The sequence below is a fragment of the Caulobacter sp. 10L414 genome (assembly GCF_056395525.1).
The window spans coordinates 15,483-33,663 of record NZ_JBFTJR010000008.1 but is presented as its reverse complement, the minus strand read 5'-3'; the positions used below and the strand labels follow the sequence as shown (position 1 = coordinate 33,663).

The window sequence follows — 18,181 nt, the reverse complement described above, 5'->3', positions numbered from 1 at the left end:
CATGCCCAGCAGCCAGAACCCCGGCGTTTCCGACGCCTCGACGCCCTTCGTCCTCGACGCCCAGTTGGATGGCGCGCTCGAAGCGGGCATGCCGATGCTGTGGACGCCCCACCGCCCGGCGCGTCCCGAGAAGTCGGAAGGCGGCAAGACCTTCAAGCTGGTGTCGTCCTACGAGCCGGCCGGCGACCAGCCGACGGCGATCAAGGAGCTGGTCGAGGGCGTCGAGAACGGCGACCAGGACCAGGTGCTGCTCGGCGTCACCGGCTCGGGCAAGACCTTCACCATGGCCAAGGTCATCGAGGCCACCCAGCGCCCGGCGCTGATCCTGGCCCCCAACAAGACCCTGGCCGCCCAGCTCTACAGCGAGATGAAGGCCTTCTTCCCCGAGAACGCGGTCGAGTACTTCGTCAGCTACTACGACTACTACCAGCCGGAAGCCTACGTCCCGCGCACCGACACCTTCATCGAGAAGGACAGCTCCATCAACGAGCAGATCGACCGCATGCGCCACTCGGCCACGCGGGCGATCCTGGAGCGCGACGACGTCATCGTCGTGGCCTCGGTGTCGTGCATCTACGGCATCGGCTCGGTCGAGACCTACACCGCCATGACCTTCACCCTGACGGTGGGCGACCGGGTCGACGAGAAGCAGCTGATGGCCGACCTGGTGGCCCAGCAGTACAAGCGCAACGACGCCGCCTTCGACCGCGGCACCTTCCGCCGCCGCGGCGACACCATCGAGATCTTCCCCGCCCACTACGAGGACCGCGCCTGGCGCGTGTCGATGTTCGGCGACGAGGTCGAGGCGATCAGCGAGTTCGACCCGCTGACCGGCAAGAAGACCGCAGACCTGGAGACCATCAAGGTCTACGCCAACAGCCACCACGTCACCCCGCGCCCCACCCTGCGCCAGGCGATCATCGAGATCCGCAAGGAGCTGAAGGAACGGCTGGAGTGGCTGAACGCCAACGGCAAGCTGCTTGAGGCCCAGCGCCTGGAGCAGCGCACCACCTTCGACCTGGAGATGATCGAGACCACCGGCTCCTGCGCCGGCATCGAGAACTACAGCCGCTATCTGTCGGGCCGCCGCACCGGCGAGCCGCCGCCGACCTTCTTCGAATACATCCCCGACAACGCCCTGCTGTTCACCGACGAGAGCCACCAGACGGTTCCGCAGATCGGCGCCATGTACAAGGGCGACCGCAACCGCAAATGGACCCTGGCCGAGTACGGCTTCCGCCTGCCCTCGGCCCTGGATAACCGCCCCCTCAAGTTCGAGGAGTGGGACGCCATGCGGCCCCAGTCGGTGCACGTCTCGGCCACCCCCGCCCAGTGGGAGCTGGAGCGCGCCGGCGGCGTCTTCGCCGAGCAGGTCATCCGTCCCACCGGCCTGATCGATCCGCCGGTCGAGGTGCGCCCCGTGGCCAAGGACGGCGCGTCCCAGGTCGACGACGTCGTCGACGAGATCCGCCAGACCATCCAGAAGGGCTACCGCACCCTGGTCACCGTCCTGACCAAGAAGATGGCCGAGGACCTGACCGAATACCTCAACGAACAGGGGATCCGCGTCCGCTACATGCACAGCGACGTCGACACCCTGGAGCGCATCGAGATCATCCGCGACCTGCGCCTGGGCCATTTCGACGTGCTCGTGGGCATCAACCTGCTGCGCGAGGGCCTCGACATTCCCGAATGCGGCCTGGTGGCCATCYTCGACGCCGACAAGGAAGGCTTCCTGCGCTCGGAGACCTCGCTCGTCCAGACCATCGGCCGCGCCGCCCGCAACGTCGACGGCAAGGTCATCCTCTATGCCGACCGGATCACCGGCAGCATGGAGCGGGCCATGGCCGAGACCCAGCGCCGCCGCGACAAGCAGAACGCCTACAACCTCGAACACGGCATCACGCCCGAGAGCGTCAAGCGCGACATCAAGGACATCCTGGCCAGCCCCTACGAGCGCGGCGACCGCGTCCTCGTGCCGATGGGCGTCAGCGACGCCTCGGGCGCCGAAAAGCCGTTCAGCGGCGACAACTTCAAGGCCGCCCTACGCGACCTCGAAGCCAAGATGCGCGAAGCCGCCGCCAACCTCGAATTCGAAACCGCCGCCCGCCTCCGCGACGAAATCAAGCGCATGAAGCTGCTGGATCTGGAATTCGCCAACGAGGCCCTGACGGGGGCCGGGGAGACGGTGGATACGTCAGCGCCGAAGCGGGTGCGGGCCGAGCACCGGGCGGAGAAGGCGGAGGCGTTCAGGAAGGGGCGGCGGTAGGGGGAGGGCCCCCAAACTACCCTTGATAGCGAGGCCCAATTGGCTAATCTAAAGCTAGAGCATGCCATTGGGGGAATTTGAGTGGCACGACGGATAAAAGTTGAAGCTTCCGCACTCAATATCAGAATTCCGTTTGATAAAGATCGGAACTACAAGTCACTGCTATCAGCCATCGCCGATCTGAAACGCGGGGTACGCGTTTATGGCGACAGCTTCGTCGCCATAAATAATTTCGACGAAGATGATCAATTTGGCATCATATCAAAATATACAGAGATAAATACAGAAGGAAACTGGTTCAACACCGATACGTTTTCACAAGCTGAAGACGAAGAAATCTCCAATGTAAATATACCAAATGAATTGAAGCCAAATTTGTCACAGTTTCACTTTTTTCTCGACGAGAGCCTTCATTCAATTATTTTTGAAACCTATTCAGATTCAAAATCTTTAAGCCCATCAGCGTTTGAAAAGTATTTTCAGGCTGCTGTATTATCACCATCAATAAGAAATGAATTTGGAAGAATAGAAATATCCGTAATTAAAAGCTATGCTGAAACAGAGAGATTGCTTTCACTTCCAGACCTAAAAGAAGTGAGAATGTTCATACGCCGCCCGAACTCTGACGACCTAGGCGAAGACCTAGCATCCGAGATTGAAGAAAGATTGAACGCAGAGGGCGCAGACGAATACGAAGAAAGCATAAAAGTAAAGGGAAGCGGTGAATTAACACCAAGCGAAAGAACAAAAAAACTAGCCATTGTGGCGGCAGAAAATGGCCACGTAAATGTGAAGAGCATCGTAAACGGCGTTACCCTTACACAGGGAACAGAACTGAAGCCACTTATCGAGGTAGATACCTTTGGGCAGGAATCATCCAATTTAAGCAACTTCGTTACTTTGGTTAGAAAAATATCTCAAAAAATATCTGAAATGAGACAGAGGCCCCGTGGCTAGACGCTCGACCGGATTATTCAAGACCCTCCAGCTGCTCTATAACAGCTACGGCGGATGGAGATCCTTCCTGACGTCAGAGTACACATATCTATCTATAGCTTTATGCGCAGCCTCGTGGAGGATGATTCAATCCGAAGATTGGGCAAATTTATCAAAATCCATATTGCCAACACTGGCTGGATTTTCTGTCGCGGCCTATGCGATCGTTTTTTCAGTTCTGGACGAACGGTCAAGAACTCTATTACTTGCACCTTCGCAAAAATTGGGAGGACGGTCCCCACTACTCATACTAGCCAGCTCAATTTCACACGCCGCAATCATACAGGGATCCGGGGTTATCTATGCGATAATTTATTCAACCAAACCGATACCAACGCTCCCAGGATGGGAAAAATATGCAATAGCCACAAACGTCACATTTTCAACAATAGGATTATTCACATTACTATACGGAATGACCCTTATAATTGGGTCCCTACTTTCCGTTTTTAGATTACTAGAGATCAGAAGCAGATCTAAAATCAAATCTCAATAGTTAGACCACCGCCCGTCCGGTCCGTTTCCGAAGCGGATCGTCACCTGAAGAGATCGTACTGATGCGGTTCCGATCGCCAGTGAGCACGGACGTGCTCCGTCTTTCGGAACCGCTCTCGGGTGTAAGCCCGAACGAATACGGTCTTTCCATGCTCTCTGGCGCTGGCCATGAGCTGTCTCCTTCATCGCTATAGCGAGCTTCGCTCGCCGCCAGGTCCCAAGTCGGACCCCCCGCGGTGTGACTCCGGCGAACCGGTTGGATGAAGAAGTGGGCGGTGGCCCACGTTCCTGTTTAGTTCGATTCCTCCTACGGGGGAAATGCTCAATTTCACTCACTGAAATCGTGAGCGCGATTTTCGGTAGTCGGATCGCTCTTCCTTCTCCTCCCCCGCTCGCGGGGGAGGGGGACCACGAAGTGGTGGAGGGGGCGAGACTGGGCGCCGAGCTTGAACTCGCCCCCTCCGTCACGCCGCGTATTCGCAGCGCGCCACCTCCCCCGCTTCGCGAGGGAGGAGTTGTTACGCCCAATCCCCATCCCCCACCGCACAAACCCCAACCCAATCAACGCCCTAAACAAAAACACACGTTTCCCATCCGACAGCTCCAAACCGCCCGCATAATCCTCTCCATCCCGTCGCGGGGAGAGGGCGCTAGGATCCGGCCCGATGCGTGCGGCGGGGTGCGATCGAGCGGGGCCTCCTGGAGCGGCGTGAGCCGGGCCGGCGGGGCTTGAACGGAGGGCGGGGGACGTAAACCCGCCTATCGGGGGCTTGCCTGTCATGGGCTCCCGCCCGCCCGAGGGTCCGCGCCATCCGCGCCTCCCGGCCGTCAAGGAACGGGGAGCCTGCGCGGTGGAAGGGGTAAAGGGCGGAAGAGGCCCGCGCGCCCCGGCCTGAGGTCAAACGATCGCGCGGGGCGTCCAGGCTTCGTCGAAACGGTAACCACACACAGCTTCCGGACGCGGTCCGGACGCCCCGCGCCCTCTCCATCCCCTTCGCAGCGAAAGCGCGAGGCCGATTTCCCGTACCCTCTCCCATGGGGAGAGGTTTCAGGAGGCACGCCCACATGACCTTCAAGCGCCGCAACGCCCTCCCCGTCCGCCCGCACCGCAAGCGCGGCCGGCCCGACGCCGAGGGCGAGGTCTGGACCAAGGAAAAGAAAGCGGCGCTGAAAGCCGAACTGTTCGCCCGCCTGGCCGCCTTCCAGCAGTCCCTGGAGTACAGACGACTGGTGGAGAAGCGGAGCCGCGAAAATCAACAAGACGCCGCACGTCCGCCGTGGGAGGACTGCTCTCACGCAACAAAGCCTGCCGGAGCCCTCCAATGATCGACCTCGTCATCGACGCCCGCCGCCGCGACATCGGCGGTTTCGAGGTCGGGCGGGTGCTGCCCTTCGCCAAGCGGCGCATGGTCGGGCCGTTCGTGTTCCTCGACCACATGGGCCCGGCCAGCTTCGACCCGAACTTTCCCCAGAGCGTCGACGTGCGGCCCCACCCGCATATCGGCCTGTCGACGCTGAGCTACCTGTTCGAAGGGGCCATGACCCACCGCGACAGCGTCGGCTCGGAGATCGAGATCGTGCCCGGCGAGGTCAACTGGATGACCGCCGGCTCGGGCATCACCCACTCCGAACGCTTCGAGACCCTGCGCAGCCAGGGCGGGGTGATGAACGGCATGCAGGCCTGGATCGCCCTGCCCAAGGAATACGAGGAGATGGATCCCGGCTTCAGCCACCACGCCGGCTCGGCCAACCTGCCCTATTACGAAGGCGCGGGCCTCAAGGCGCGACTGATCGCCGGCGAGGCCTTCGGCGCCAAGGCCAGCGTGCCGGTGCATTCGCCGCTGTTCTACGTCCACTGGGAGCTGGCGGCCGGGGCCAAGGCGGCCCTGCCGGCCGAATATTCCGAGCGCGCGGCCTATGTCTCCAGCGGCCGCGTGGAAGTGGCTGGCCGCGAGCTGGGCGCGGCCCAGATGGCCGTGTTCGCCCCGGGCGAGACCGTGGTGTTCGAGGCGCTGGAACCGTCGGTGGTCATGCTGCTGGGCGGCGAACCGATCGGCCCGCGCTTCATCGAGTGGAACTTCGTCTCCAGCTCGAAGGACCGCATCGAGCAGGCCAAGGCCGACTGGCGCGCGGGCCGGATGAAGCTGCCGGATCTGGACGATGGCGAGTTCATCCCGCTGCCGGAGGACTACACCCCGCCGGCGTCGCCGCTTTAAAGAACCTCCCCCCGTGGGGGAGGCGGCCGAAGGCCGGTGGGGGGCCGTTCTCAGCTGCCGAGACGACGGAAGGTCATCAACCACTCCCCCCACCGATCGCTCCGCGATCACCTCCCCCACAGGGGGAGGTTCGCATCTCCAGACCCTCCCCCTTCGGGGAGAGGGTTTTTAAGCCGCCTCCTCGAACGCCGCGTAGACCAGCGTGCGCAGCTCCCGCCGGATGGGATAGACGCTGGACGGCATCAGCTGGGTCATGAACACCACCGCCAGGTCTTCGACCGGATCCACCCAGAAGGCGGTCGAGGCCATGCCGCCCCAGAAGGCCTCGCCCAGGCTGCCGATGGTGCGGGTGCGGGCGAGATCCGTGGTCACCGCGAAGCCCAGGCCGAAGCCGACGCCGTCATAGACGCTCTCGCTGAACAGCGACTTCGACATCTCGGTCAGTTCGCGGCCGCCCGGCAGGTGATTGAGCATCATCGCCTTCAGCGTCTTGGGGCTGACGATGCGGGCGCCGTCCAGCTGGCCGCCGTTCAGGATCATGCGGCAGAAGCGCATATAGTCGGCCGCCGTCGAGACCAGGCCCCCGCCGCCCGACTTGAACAGCGGGTCCTTCAGATAGGCGCTGGTGGTCGGATCATCCTGCAGCACCACCCGGCCCTTGGGGTCCAGGCTGTAGCAGGCGGCGAAGCGGCCCTGGTCGGCTTCGGGAACGAAGAAGCCGGTGTCGGTCATCTTCAGCGGGTCGAAGATGCGGTCTTTCAGGAACTGGTCGAACGGCTGGCCCGAGATCGCCTGCACCAGATAGCCCAGCACGTCGGTGCAGACCGAATAGTTCCAGGCCTCGCCCGGGCTGAACTCCAGGGGGAGCTTGGCCAGCTCGGCGATGAAGCCGTCCAGGTCGCGCGGGCCCGGCAGGTCGTCCAGATGCAGCTTGCGATAGGCCGCGTCGATATTGCCGCGCTGCTGGAAGCCGTAGGTGAAGCCGGCCGTGTGGCGCAACAGGTCGATCATCCGCATCGGCTCGGCCAGCGGCTTGGTCTGGAACATGCCCAGAGAGCCGGCGGCGAACACGCCCAGGTCCTTGAAGGCCGGGATGAAGCGGTGGACGGGGTCCTCGAGGGCGACGCGGCCCTCCTCGACCAGCATCATGAAGGCGATCGAGGTGATCGGCTTGGTCATCGAGTAGATGCGGTACAGCGTGTCGGACTTCAGCGCCGCTCCGCGCTCGCGGTCGGCAAGGCCCAGCACGGTCTCGTGGGCCAGCTGGCCTCTGCGCCAGACCTGCAGCTGGGCGCCGGGCAGAAGGCCGGGCTCGACATACTTGGCCTGCAGGAACGTATCGATGCGCTTCAGGCGCTGCGACGACAGGCCGACGGCTTCGGGCGTGCTCAAACGGGATTCCCCCTTTACTGGCGCGACCTTCAGTCACGGTCGCCTTATTGTCGCGGATCGAATAGGCGGTACGGGAAACGCAACCTTTACCCCATCCTGCGTTGATCGATTGAAGACGAGGGGAGCGCGATGGGCAAGCGTCCCGAGGGCGAGACGGCCTCGAACATCGATCGGGCGGCGGCCGACTGGTTTTTCCAGAACAGCCTCGACATGTTCGTGGTGCTGCAGGACCGCGCCATCGTGCGGGTCAATCCGGCCTGGAGCGAGATCGCCGGCTGGAGCGCCGACGAGACCCTGGGCCGCTCGATCCGCGACTTTCTGCACCTGCACGACACCGAGGTGCTGGAACAGGCCGGCCGGGTGCTGCGGGCCGAGGGCCAGGTGCAGTCCGAGCACCGGCTGGCGCGCAAGGGCGGCGGCTGGCTATGGGTGCGATCGCGCTCCAAGATCCTGCCCGACGGCGCGCTGCTGATCGTCTTCCAGGACTTTTCCGAGGAGCGCCTGCGCCGCCTCCAGCGCCAGCAGGCCGAGCGCGCCAACGAGATGCTGCGCAACGCCGCCGGCGTCTATGTCTGGCGCTTCGAGACCCGCAAGGGGATCTACTACTTCGAGCAGGACATCACGACCCTGGCCGCCCCGCTGGGCGACGCGCGGCAGATGACGGTGTCGGAGATGCTGAGCGCCATCCATCCCGACGACCGCCAGGCCATGACCCGGGCCTTCCTGCGCACCCAGGAGACCGGCGAGCACGCCCAGCTGGTCTATCGCCACGCCGACCCCACCAGCGAGGGCTGGAACTGGATGCGCACCGACTGGCGCGGCGTTCGGGCCGGGGCGGGCGAGCTGTTCGACGTCATCGGCATCAGCCAGGACGTCACCGAGCTGCTGGTCGCCCGCGATGCGGCCCTGGCCGCCACCGCGGCCAAGTCGCAGTTCCTGGCCAATATGAGCCACGAGATCCGCACCCCGATGAACGGCGTGCTCGGGGTCCTGCACCTCCTCAAGCACGAGCCGCTGTCGGCCGACGGCCGCCGCCTGCTGGCCGAGGCCCTGGGCTGCGGCGCCATGCTGTCGGAGCTGCTCAACGACATCATCGACTTCTCCAAGGTCGAGGCCGGCAAGCTGGAGCTCTCCTCCGAGGCGCTGGATCCGTCGGCCCTGCTGCGCAGCGTCGCCGATCTGCTGGAGCCCCAGGCCGAGGCCAAGGGCTTGGTCATCCGCGTCGAGGCCCCGCCGGCCGGCCAGGCCTTCGTCGCCGCCGATCCGGTCCGCCTGCGCCAGGTGCTGTTCAACCTGATCGGCAACGCCGTGAAGTTCACCCTGGCCGGCCAGGTGACCGCCCGCCTGTCCGTCGCGCCGGCCGAGGAAGCCCTGCGCCTGCGCTTCGAGATCGAGGACACCGGCGTCGGCATTCCGCTCGACGCCCAGGCGAGCCTGTTCGAGCGCTTCAGCCAGGCCGACGGCTCGACCACCCGGCGGTTCGGCGGGGCGGGCCTTGGCCTGTCGATCACCCGGCGCCTGGCCCAGCTGATGGGCGGCGACATCGGCTTTTCCAGCACGCCGGGCCAGGGCTCGACCTTCTGGCTCGAGGTCCTCGCCCCCGCCGCCCAGGCCCCGGCCGCCGCCGGCGACGAGGCCGACGCCCCGATGCTCGACGGGCTGGAGGTGCTGCTGGTCGAGGACAACGCGGTCAACCGCCTGATCGCCACCCGCATGCTCGAAGCCCTCGGCGCCCGCGTGGCGACGGCCGAGGACGGCCAGGCCGGCATCGTCGCGGCCGCGCGCGGCTACGACCTGATCTTCATGGACATCCAGATGCCGATCATGGACGGGGTCGAGGCGACGCGCGCCATCCGCGCCCTGCCCGGCCCGGCCGGCGCCGCGCCGATCGTGGCCATGACCGCCAACGCCCTGGCCCACCAGACCGCCGCATATGCCGAGGCCGGCATGAACGGCTCGGTGGCCAAGCCGCTGTCGCCCGCCGCCCTGGTCCGCGCCGTGGTCGACGCCCTGCCCGCCCGCCGCCCTCACTGAACGGCCCCAGGACAGCCACTGGACGGACGAAAACACGTCCGGGCCTTTCTGCGGCCTCGTTCCAGGCCTAGATTGGACCCTTGAGTCCAACGCCGGGCCTTCTGACTGCAGGGGGCCGGCGTTGCAGGGGACCTGATCATGGACGACGGCCGGACCGTCACCGCGGCGACCGCGCGCTACGCGCAGAAGAAGGAAGCCATCCTGGCGGCCGCCACCGCCGTGCTCAATCGCCAGGGCGTCAAGGGCATGACCCTGGCCGACGTCGCCGCCAAGGTCGGCCTGATCACCACCAGCGTCACCTACTACTATCGCAAGAAGGACGACCTGGCCGCCGCCTGCTTCATCCGCGGCCTGGAGCGGCTGGACGCGATGATCGACGAGGCGGCCGCCGAACCCGACGCCGCCGGCCGCATCCGCAAGTTCCTGACCCTCTATCTCGACCTCTCGCGCCGGGTGCGCGCGGGGCAAGACGCGCCGCTGGCCAGCTTCACCGAGATCCGCGCCCTGAAGGAGCCGATGCGCGCCTCGGTGCAGGCCGCCTTCGCCGACATCTTCCGCCGGGTGCGCGGCTTCTTCGACGGCGAGGCCTTCGCCCACCTCGACAAGGCCGAGCGCAACGCCCGCGCCCACCTGCTGCTCGAACAGGTCTTCTGGACCGGCGCCTGGCTGCGCCGCTTCGACCTCGACGACTACGAGCGGGTGCGCGAGCGGATGTACGACATTCTGGTCGGCGGCATCGCCGGCGCCGGCCGCGACTGGACCCCGCCGGCCCTGCCCGACCCGACCCCGGCCTCCGACGAAGGCCAGGAATGGCGAGAGACCTTCCTGGTGGCCGCCACCCGCCTGATCAACCAGCGCGGCTATCGCGGCGCCTCGGTCGAAGACATCTCGGCGGCGCTGAACGTCACCAAGGGCTCGTTCTACCACCACCACGAGGACAAGGACGCCTTGGTGGTCGAGTGCTTCCAGCGCACCTTTTCGGTCACCCGCCGCGCCCAGCTGTCGGCCCTCGCCCTGGCCGCCCCCTCGGTCAAAGGAGACGGCTGGACGGCGGTGTCGGCCGCGACGGCCGCCCTGGTCGAGTACCAGCTGTCGGACCACGGCCCGCTCTTACGCGCCTCGTCGATGGGCGCCCTGCCGATCGAGATCCGCCACGAGATGAGCGACGGCTACGCCCGCGGCTCCAACCGCTTCGCCGGCATGATCGCCGACGGGATCGCCGACGGCTCGGTGCGCGCGGTCGACCCGCTGGTCGCCGCCCACATGATCAACTCGATGCTGAACGCGGCGGCCTCGCTGCAGGCCTGGGCCCCTGGCGTCACCCGCGAAGACGCCGCGCGGCTGTTCGCGAGGCCTCTGCTGATGGGCCTGATGGCGCGGTAAACGGCCGTTCAGCGGCCGCGGATCACCATTCAGCCTTGCAGCGCGGCGACATCAGGTGGCGCTCGGCTTCCCGGGTCCGGCAGATCGTCTGCATCCGGCATACGGCGGGCAGATAGCTCCCGAAGTTCGGACTTGGCCCGAGCGAGAACCTTCCGGTTTGCGCTAGCTCGACATAGGACGTCTGATTGAGCGACGATTTCAGCAGTTCGGCGCTTTCGCCGACGACATCGCCCTTACCCCGCTTGATCCGCGACACGTGATAGTGGCGCATCGCCGCGTCGGCGAGTTCGCGCGAAACGTTGTCGGCCTCGCCCACGCCTTTCACGCTCTCGGCATAGTACGGACCGCCAGGCAGGATTTCCTCGTAGAGATCGACGGTCTCGGCCGTCTCCTCATTGAGGGCGAAGCTCCTTTTCTGGGCCAGGTTATCGTGCGCGGTCACGGCGCTGAACACCTTGCAGTTCTCCGCCAGGCTGGAGGACGAGACGCCGTAGGTCGACGCGACGTCGGCCGTGTTTGCGCTACATCCCGCCATCACCGCGAACACGGCGATGGCGAACACCCCTCGGCTCAGACCGCCAGAAGCGGCGCGATCGCCCGCCTTCCCGTTTCCGCCCGCGTCACGGTCGATCATTGCCCGTCTCATCAAGATGCCCCGCCCCACACTCAACCTGGCGAAGTGCGGGGCGGGCGACAAGCCGCGCTCAGATCCCCGCCACGTAGGCGTCGACCTGCGCCAGCCGCCGGGCCTTCTCGGCCTCGTCGAGGAACGAGCCTTCGAAGCTGTTCCTGGCCAGCACCACCAGGTCCTCCCGCGTCAGGTCCACGGCCTTGGCGGTCTCCAGGTAATTGTCGAGCAGATAGCCGCCGAAATAGGCTGGGTCGTCGGAGTTCACCGTCGCCTTGAGGCCGAGGTCCAGCATCTTGCGCATCGGGTGCGCGGCGAGGTCGGGCACCACGCACAGCTTCAGGTTCGACAGCGGGCACACCGTCAGCGTCACGCCGTCGGCCACCAGACGGGCGGTCAGCCCCTCGTCTTCCAGCGCCCGGTTGCCGTGGTCGATGCGGTCGACGCCCACGAGGTCGATGGCTTCCCAGACGTATTCCGGCGGCCCCTCCTCGCCCGCGTGGGCGACGATCTTGAGGCCAAGCTCGCGGGCGGCCTTGAACACCCGGGCGAACTTGGCCGGCGGGTGGCCGACCTCCGAGGAGTCGAGACCGACGCCGGCGATCTTCGAGAGGTGCGGCTTGGCCTGCTCAAGGGTCTCGAAAGCGCTCTCTTCCGACAGGTGGCGCAGGAAGCAGAGGATCAGCTTGGAGGTCACGCCCAGGCGCGCCTCGGCTTCCTTCATGCCGTCCAGAAGGCCGTCGATCACCGTCTCGAAGGCGATCCCCCGCTCGGTGTGGGTCTGCGGGTCGAAGAAGATCTCGGCGTGCACGCCGCCATCGGCCGCGAGGCGCTCGAAGTAGGCCAACGCCAGGTCCTTGAAGTCGGCCCGCGTGATCAGGACGCCCGCGCCCTGATAATAGATGTCCAGGAAGTCCTGCAGGTTCGAGAAGGCGTAGGCCGCGCGGATCTCCTCCACCGACTTGTACGGCAGCGAGATCCCGTTGCGTTCGGCCAGGGCGAACATCAGTTCCGGTTCGAGGCTGCCCTCGATGTGCATGTGCAGTTCGGCCTTGGGCAGGCCGCGGGCGAAGGCTTCGAGCGTGGTGTCGGTCATGACAATTCCATCGGCTCGCGGCGCGGCAGGGTCAAGCCCGCACATCAAGCCCGCACAAGGCGGCGCGGGAGCTTGCCGCCCCCGCGCCGAGGTGCGCTTCACCTCTAAGTTTCGACGCGTCGTATGCACCGCGTCGCGCCCGCGCCTGAATCGGTCTTGGAATATCCCGCACGCCTGCAAGCGGCGGCGGACGGCCGGTCCTGGTGCGAACTCCCTCCCCAGTCTGGTCGATTGTGTTTGGGAACCGAAGGCTTACGCGCCGACGCGATGTCACGTCGGCCCGCGCCGGCAGGCGCCGTCTCGACCGAAACTGAACCCTTCGAATGTCCAGTACGACGCCTTGAACGTCAACCTGCGGCGCCCGAAAAAGCGGCGCCGGCCGCGCCCTCTGGACTCTCGCGCGCCATCGTGCTGGCTTTAGTCAAACAAGCGTTCAAACGAACCGAGAAGGGTGGAACCGCATGGCCGCGATCAACGCCGTCACCGATCTGACCGTGGAAGGCGACATCGGCGTCGTCACGCTGAACTCTCCCCCGGTCAACGCCCTGTCGGCCCAGGTCCGCGAAGGGCTGAAGAGCGCCTTCGAGGCGGCGATCGCCGATCCGGCCGTGCAGGCCATCGTGCTGATCTGCGAAGGCAAGACCTTCATCGCCGGTGCCGACATCAGCGAGTTCGGCAAGGCCATGACCGGCCCTTCCCTGCAGGACGTGCAGAACACCATCGAGAACTCGCCCAAGCCGGTGGTCGCCGCGATCCACGGCACGGCTCTGGGCGGCGGGCTTGAGGTGGCGCTGGTCGCCCACTACCGCGTCGCCGTTCCGTCGGCGAAGGCTGGTCTGCCCGAAGTGAACATCGGCCTCCTGCCCGGCGCCGGCGGCACCCAGCGCCTGCCGCGCATCGTCGGCGTCGAGAAGGCGCTGGAGATGGTCACCAGCGGCCAGCACGTGCCGGCCAAGGCGGCGCTGGCCATGGGCCTGTTCGACAGCCTGGTCGAGGAAGGCGCCCTGCGCGACGGGGCCATCGCCTTCGCCCGCGTCGCGCTGGCCGAAGGCAAGCCGCTGAAGAAGGTCCGCGACCTGTCGGACAAGGTCGAGGCCGCCCGCGGCAAGCCCGAGATCTTCGCTGAGTTCCGCAAAGCCAACGCCCGCAAGTTCCGCGGCTTCCTGGCCCCCGAGAACAACATCAAGTGCATCGAGGCGGCGGTGAACCTGCCCTTCGACGAAGGCCTGAAGGAAGAGCGCCGGCTCTTCATGGAACTGATGACCGGCAGCCAGTCGGCCGCCCAGCGCCACGTGTTCTTCGCCGAGCGCCAGGCCGCCAAGATCCCCGACGTGCCCGACGACACCCCCGTCATCCCCGTCAGGAAGGTCGGCGTCATCGGGGCCGGCACCATGGGCGGCGGCATCTCGATGAACTTCCTCAACGCCGGCATCCCGGTGACGATCATCGAGGCCAAGCAGGAGAACCTCGACCGCGGCGTCGGGATTATCCGCAAGAACTACGAGAACACCGCCAAGAAGGGCCGCCTGACCCAGGACGACGTCGAAAAGCGCATGGGGCTGCTTACGCCCTCGATGCACCTGGAGGACCTGGCCGACTGCGACCTGATCATCGAGGCCGTGTTCGAGCTGATGGAGATCAAGAAGGAGGTCTTCACCAAGCTGGACGCCATCGCCAAGCCGGGCGCGATCCTGGCCTCCAACACCTCCTATCTCGACATCGACGCCATCGCCGCCGTCACCAAGCGCCCGGAAAGCGTCATCGGCCTGCACTTCTTCTCGCCGGCCAACGTCATGCGCCTGCTCGAGATCGTGCGCGGCGAAAAGACCGACAAGTCGGTGATCGCCACCTCGATGCAGATCGGCAAGAAGATCGGCAAAGTCGCCGTGCTGGTCGGCAACTGCTTCGGCTTCGTCGGCAACCGCATGCTGGCCCAGCGCCAGCGCGAGGCTCAGAAGCTGATCCTCGAAGGGGCCATGCCCTGGGACGTCGACCGCGTGCTCTACGAGTTCGGCCTGCCGATGGGTCCGTTCGCCATGAGCGACCTGGCCGGCCTCGACATCGGCTGGGACCCGGCCAAGACCAGCTCCTCGACCGTGCGCGAAGTGCTGTGCGAGATGGACCGCCGCGGCCAGAAGAACGGCAAGGGCTTCTACGACTACGACGAGAACCGCGTCGCCAAGCCCTCGCCCGAGGTCGAGAAGGTGATCCTCGACTTCGCCGAGAAGCGCCAGATCCAGCGGCGGCAGATCAGCGACCAGGAGATCCTGGAGCGCTGCCTCTATCCGATGGTCAACGAGGGCGCGAAGATCCTCGAGGAAGGCAAGGCCATCCGCGCGTCGGACATCGATATCGTCTGGATCAACGGCTACGGCTGGCCGGTCTATCGCGGCGGCCCGATGTTCTGGGGCGAGCTCGTCGGCCTCGACAAGGTGCTGGCCGGCATGAAGACCTTCCAGGAAAAGCACGGCGACGACTTCAAGCCCTCGGCCCTGCTGGAGCGCCTGGTCGCCGAAGGCAAGGGCTTCAAGGACGCCTGAGCCCCCAGACCGACAACTAACTAGCCCGTCATCCCGGCCGAAGCGCAGCGAAGAGCCGGGACCCAGAGGCCGTACGCACCGCCCCTGGGTCCCGGATAGCCTCTGCGAGGCTTCCGGGATGACGAGAGGTTTTGCGTAGGAACAGCCCATGCCCAGCATCCCCTCCATGATCGCCGCCGACTACGGCGTGATGGGCGACATCCTGCGCGAGCGGGCCGCCGAGGCGCCCGACCGGCCGGCCGTGATCATGGAAACCGGCGAAGCGGTCACCTACGCCGCCTTCGACGCCCTGGCCGACCGCGTCGCCGCCGCCCTGCAGCGCGACGGCGTGGCGCCCGGCGAAGCGGTCGCCGTCTGCGCGCTGTCGTCCATTGCCTATGCGGCGGTGTTCCTGGGCGGCCTGCGCGCGGGGGTCGCCGTCGCCCCGCTGGCCCCCTCCTCGACGCCGCAGGCCATCGCCGGCATGGTCGCCGACTGCGGCGCCAAGCTGTTCTTCGTCGACGCCGGCGTCGCCGAAGCACAGAAGCCCACCCCGGTCGCCGCCCGCACCATCGCGCTGGACGGCTCGGCCGCCGGCGAGGCGTTCGAGGCCTGGCTCGCCCCCGAAGGCGCTAGGCCCGCGCCGGTCGAGATCGGCCCCGAGCATCCGTTCAACATCATCTATTCCAGCGGCACCACAGGCGCGCCCAAGGGCATCGTCCAGTCGCACGGCATGCGCTGGAAGCACGTCTTCCGCGGCGACGCCGTCGGCTACGGGCCCGACGCGGTCAGCCTGCTGTCGACCCCGCTCTATTCCAACACCACCCTGGTCTGCTTCTTCCCCACCCTGGCGGGCGGCGGAACCGTCGTGCTGATGAAGAAATTCGACGCCGGGCGTTTCCTGGAACTGGCGGAAAGGCGCCGGATGACCCACGCCATGCTGGTGCCGGTGCAGTACCGCCGCCTGCTGGCGCACMCGGACTTCGACCGCTTCGACCTGTCTTCGACCCGCCTGAAGTTCTGCACCAGCGCGCCCTTCGCGCCCGAGCTGAAGGCCGAAGTCCTCAAGCGCTGGCCCGGCGGCCTGGTCGAGTATTTCGGTATGACCGAGGGCGGCGGCACCTGCATCCTCATGGCCCACGAGCACCCCGACAAGCTGCACACGGTGGGCCAGCCCGCCCCCGGCCACGACATCCGCCTGATCGACGAGGACGGCGTCGAGGTTGCGACCGGCGAGATCGGCGAGATCGTCGGCTGCTCGCCCGCCACCATGAACGGCTACCACGGCCAGCCGGGCAAGACTGCCGACGCCATCTGGACCAGCCCCGACGGCCGTCGCTTCGTGCGCACCGGCGATGTCGGCCGCTTCGACGCCGAGGGCTTCCTGACGCTGATGGACCGCAAGAAGGACATGATCATCAGCGGCGGCTTCAACATCTATCCCAGCGATCTGGAGGCCGTGGTCGTCGCCCATCCCGATGTTCTGGAGGCCGCCGTGGTCGGCGTTCCCTCCGAAGCCTGGGGCGAGACCCCGGTCGCCTTCGTCGCCCTCAAGCCCGGCGCCGCGGCCGACGCCGAGACCGTCCGCGCCTTCGCCAACGAGCGCCTGGGCAAGACCCAGCGCCTTTCCGACCTCGTCCTCGTCGACGCCCTGCCCCGCAGCCACATCGGCAAGGTGCTCAAGCGCGACCTGCGGGACGGGTGGACAGCGAAGGGGTAAGCGCGCCCTCTCGCCCCTTTCTTCCCGTCATTCCCGCCCTTGTGGCGGGAAACCCTCTGTCAGCCGCAAGAGCAGGAGGGGCGGACCGCCAGCGGTCCGCTTGCATTGCCCGTGCGAACGGAACCAGGGCTTCCCGCCACAAGGGCGGGAATGACGGGCGGATTGGGAGACGGATCACCGCAAATCCCGGAAAAACCGCAATCTCCGCCGCGACGGCGCGCCGCATCTGGACAGGCCGAGTCACTCGATACGTTCGATTAACCATAAAGGCGCTGTCGGGGTTGTCGGCGCCGGTTCGTTGCGGAAGCGTCTCGCATGTCCAGCCTTTCAGCCGCCGTCCTGGCGTCGCACCCTAAGTCCGCTCCCGCCTCTGCGGCGCCGCTCGACTTCGACGCCCTGGCCAAAGCCTTCGGCGGCCCGGCCTGCGACGACCTGAACGGCCGCCTGGCCCAGCGCTTCTCCCGCACCACCGCTGTGCGCGCCTGCGCCGACCGCGCCGCCGCCACCGCCGATCTCCTGGCCGCCCAGGGCGCGCGCCCCGGCGGCGTCTGCATCGTCTCCGCCCTGGCCGGCCGCGAGACCCTGGAAGGCGTCGCCGCCGCCGGCCTGACGCCGTGGCTGGTCGACGTCGACCCGTTCACCTGGATGGTCGACACCGCCCACCTGCGCGAGCGCCTGGCCGAGGCGCCCTGCCCGCTGGAGGCCATCGTCACCACCTGCGCCTTCGGCCGCGCCCCCGACCTCCTGGCCCTGGCCGCCTTCCAGGCCGAGACCGGCCTGCCGATCGTGGTCGACGCCGCCTTCGGCTTCGACGTGATCATGGACGCCCCGGTTCCCGTGGTCGTCGGCCTGCCGGGCGGAAGCGGCGTGTTCGTCGCCGCCGAGGACGCCGAGCTGATCGGCCGGCTCTCGGCCCCCGCCTTCGAGGGCGACGACGGCCTCGACGGCTGGACCCTCAAGCGCCAGCAGCTGGCCACCAACGCCCAGCGCCTGCGCATGCTGCTGCTGGGCTCGCCCGTCGCCTTCCAGCCTGGCTGGGGCCTGTCGTGGGTGTCGAGCGCCTGCGTGGTCAGCGTCGCCGAGGGCTGCGCCCCGGCCGTGGCCGCCCTGCTGGCCGTCGAGGGCCGCTTCGTCACCTGCGTCGGCGTGCGCGATCCCGACGTCCAGGCCGACGTCGTGCCGGTCGTCGACCACCTGGCCGGCAAGATGCTGGGCCTGCCCTTCGCCGCCGACCTCGACATCGCCGACCTCGACGACCTGGCCGAGGCCGTGCGCCGGGCCGTGGCCCAGATCTGAGCCGAAGACCCCCTCCTCCGAGCCCAGCCTCGCCCCCTCCACCACTTCGTGGTCCCCCTCCCCCGCTTCGCGAGGGAGGAGTTTCGAAAACAGAAAGGCCGGAGACTTTCGTCCCCGGCCCAGGACGACCGGCAGGA

12 protein-coding genes are annotated in these 18,181 nt (G+C 66.5%); 9 read left to right on the top strand and 3 right to left on the bottom strand.

The genetic code is table 11. The annotated features are described in order from the left end of the window. Position 1: 1 nt before the first annotated feature. The 4 genes from uvrB to AC1DCG_RS04535 all read left to right on the top strand — a co-directional run bounded on the left by uvrB (position 2) and on the right by AC1DCG_RS04535 (position 5,976). Positions 2–2,269, top strand: a complete 2,268-nt coding sequence (gene uvrB / locus AC1DCG_RS04550; RefSeq protein ID WP_477041393.1) for an excinuclease ABC subunit UvrB — start codon at positions 2–4, stop codon at positions 2,267–2,269. An 81-nt stretch (positions 2,270–2,350) separates the two neighbouring features. Next, positions 2,351–3,226, top strand: coding sequence for a DUF4747 family protein (locus AC1DCG_RS04545; protein ID WP_477027848.1), 876 nt, complete (start codon positions 2,351–2,353; stop codon positions 3,224–3,226). Between the two features lie 1,599 nt (positions 3,227–4,825). Beyond that, positions 4,826–5,086, top strand: coding sequence for a hypothetical protein (locus tag AC1DCG_RS04540; RefSeq protein ID WP_477027847.1), 261 nt, complete (start codon positions 4,826–4,828; stop codon positions 5,084–5,086). Further along, positions 5,083–5,976 carry a pirin family protein gene (locus AC1DCG_RS04535; RefSeq protein WP_477027846.1) on the top strand — a complete coding sequence of 298 codons (894 nt, stop codon included), beginning with the start codon at positions 5,083–5,085 and terminating at the stop codon, positions 5,974–5,976. Before AC1DCG_RS04540 ends, AC1DCG_RS04535 begins: the two co-directional genes overlap by 4 nt. Positions 5,977–6,144: 168 nt before the next feature. On the opposite strand, the gene AC1DCG_RS04530 is transcribed toward AC1DCG_RS04535, so the two are convergent. Then, the gene (locus AC1DCG_RS04530; protein ID WP_477027845.1) at positions 6,145–7,368 is read right to left on the bottom strand and encodes a serine hydrolase domain-containing protein; all 1,224 of its coding nucleotides are present in this window, start codon (positions 7,366–7,368) and stop codon (positions 6,145–6,147) included. A 129-nt stretch (positions 7,369–7,497) separates the two neighbouring features. On the opposite strand from AC1DCG_RS04530, the gene AC1DCG_RS04525 reads away from it, so the two are divergent. After that, positions 7,498–9,402 carry an ATP-binding protein gene (locus AC1DCG_RS04525; RefSeq protein ID WP_477027844.1) on the top strand — a complete coding sequence of 635 codons (1,905 nt, stop codon included), beginning with the start codon at positions 7,498–7,500 and terminating at the stop codon, positions 9,400–9,402. A gap of 138 nt (positions 9,403–9,540) precedes the next feature. Continuing rightward, positions 9,541–10,785, top strand: a complete 1,245-nt coding sequence (locus tag AC1DCG_RS04520) for a TetR/AcrR family transcriptional regulator (RefSeq protein WP_477027843.1) — start codon at positions 9,541–9,543, stop codon at positions 10,783–10,785. 22 nt (positions 10,786–10,807) lie between these two features. On the opposite strand, the gene AC1DCG_RS04515 is transcribed toward AC1DCG_RS04520, so the two are convergent. Both AC1DCG_RS04515 and AC1DCG_RS04510 read right to left on the bottom strand, forming a co-directional pair. Beyond that, positions 10,808–11,419 carry a hypothetical protein gene (locus AC1DCG_RS04515; protein WP_477036815.1) on the bottom strand — a complete coding sequence of 204 codons (612 nt, stop codon included), beginning with the start codon at positions 11,417–11,419 and terminating at the stop codon, positions 10,808–10,810. Between the two features lie 70 nt (positions 11,420–11,489). Beyond that, a complete protein-coding gene (locus tag AC1DCG_RS04510) occupies positions 11,490–12,509 on the bottom strand; it encodes an adenosine deaminase (RefSeq protein WP_477027841.1) in 1,020 nt (339 codons plus the stop codon). Positions 12,510–12,970: 461 nt separating this feature from the next. On the opposite strand from AC1DCG_RS04510, the gene AC1DCG_RS04505 reads away from it, so the two are divergent. The 3 genes from AC1DCG_RS04505 (at position 12,971) to AC1DCG_RS04495 (ending at position 18,044) form a co-directional block, all read left to right on the top strand. Beyond that, positions 12,971–15,049 (top strand): 3-hydroxyacyl-CoA dehydrogenase NAD-binding domain-containing protein, encoded by a 2,079-nt coding sequence (locus AC1DCG_RS04505; protein WP_477027840.1) that lies wholly within the window; start codon positions 12,971–12,973, stop codon positions 15,047–15,049. A gap of 148 nt (positions 15,050–15,197) precedes the next feature. Beyond that, positions 15,198–16,748 carry a class I adenylate-forming enzyme family protein gene (locus AC1DCG_RS04500; RefSeq protein WP_477041392.1) on the top strand — a complete coding sequence of 517 codons (1,551 nt, stop codon included), beginning with the start codon at positions 15,198–15,200 and terminating at the stop codon, positions 16,746–16,748. Positions 16,749–17,063: 315 nt separating this feature from the next. Then, positions 17,064–18,044, top strand: coding sequence for a DegT/DnrJ/EryC1/StrS family aminotransferase (locus tag AC1DCG_RS04495; protein ID WP_477027838.1), 981 nt, complete (start codon positions 17,064–17,066; stop codon positions 18,042–18,044). The last annotated feature ends 137 nt before the right edge of the window (positions 18,045–18,181 follow it).

Bases quoted from the DNA above. Each gene is read 5' to 3' on its own strand.
- AC1DCG_RS04540 (WP_477027847.1), top strand. From the start codon at position 4,826: ATGACCTTCAAGCGCCGCAACGCCCTCCCCGTCCGCCCGCACCGCAAG.
- AC1DCG_RS04535 (WP_477027846.1), top strand. From the start codon at position 5,083: ATGATCGACCTCGTCATCGACGCCCGCCGCCGCGACATCGGCGGTTTC.
- AC1DCG_RS04525 (WP_477027844.1), top strand. From the start codon at position 7,498: ATGGGCAAGCGTCCCGAGGGCGAGACGGCCTCGAACATCGATCGGGCG.
- AC1DCG_RS04520 (WP_477027843.1), top strand. From the start codon at position 9,541: ATGGACGACGGCCGGACCGTCACCGCGGCGACCGCGCGCTACGCGCAG.
- AC1DCG_RS04515 (WP_477036815.1), bottom strand. From the start codon at position 11,419: ATGATCGACCGTGACGCGGGCGGAAACGGGAAGGCGGGCGATCGCGCC.
- AC1DCG_RS04510 (WP_477027841.1), bottom strand. From the start codon at position 12,509: ATGACCGACACCACGCTCGAAGCCTTCGCCCGCGGCCTGCCCAAGGCC.
- AC1DCG_RS04505 (WP_477027840.1), top strand. From the start codon at position 12,971: ATGGCCGCGATCAACGCCGTCACCGATCTGACCGTGGAAGGCGACATC.
- AC1DCG_RS04495 (WP_477027838.1), top strand. From the start codon at position 17,064: ATGTCCAGCCTTTCAGCCGCCGTCCTGGCGTCGCACCCTAAGTCCGCT.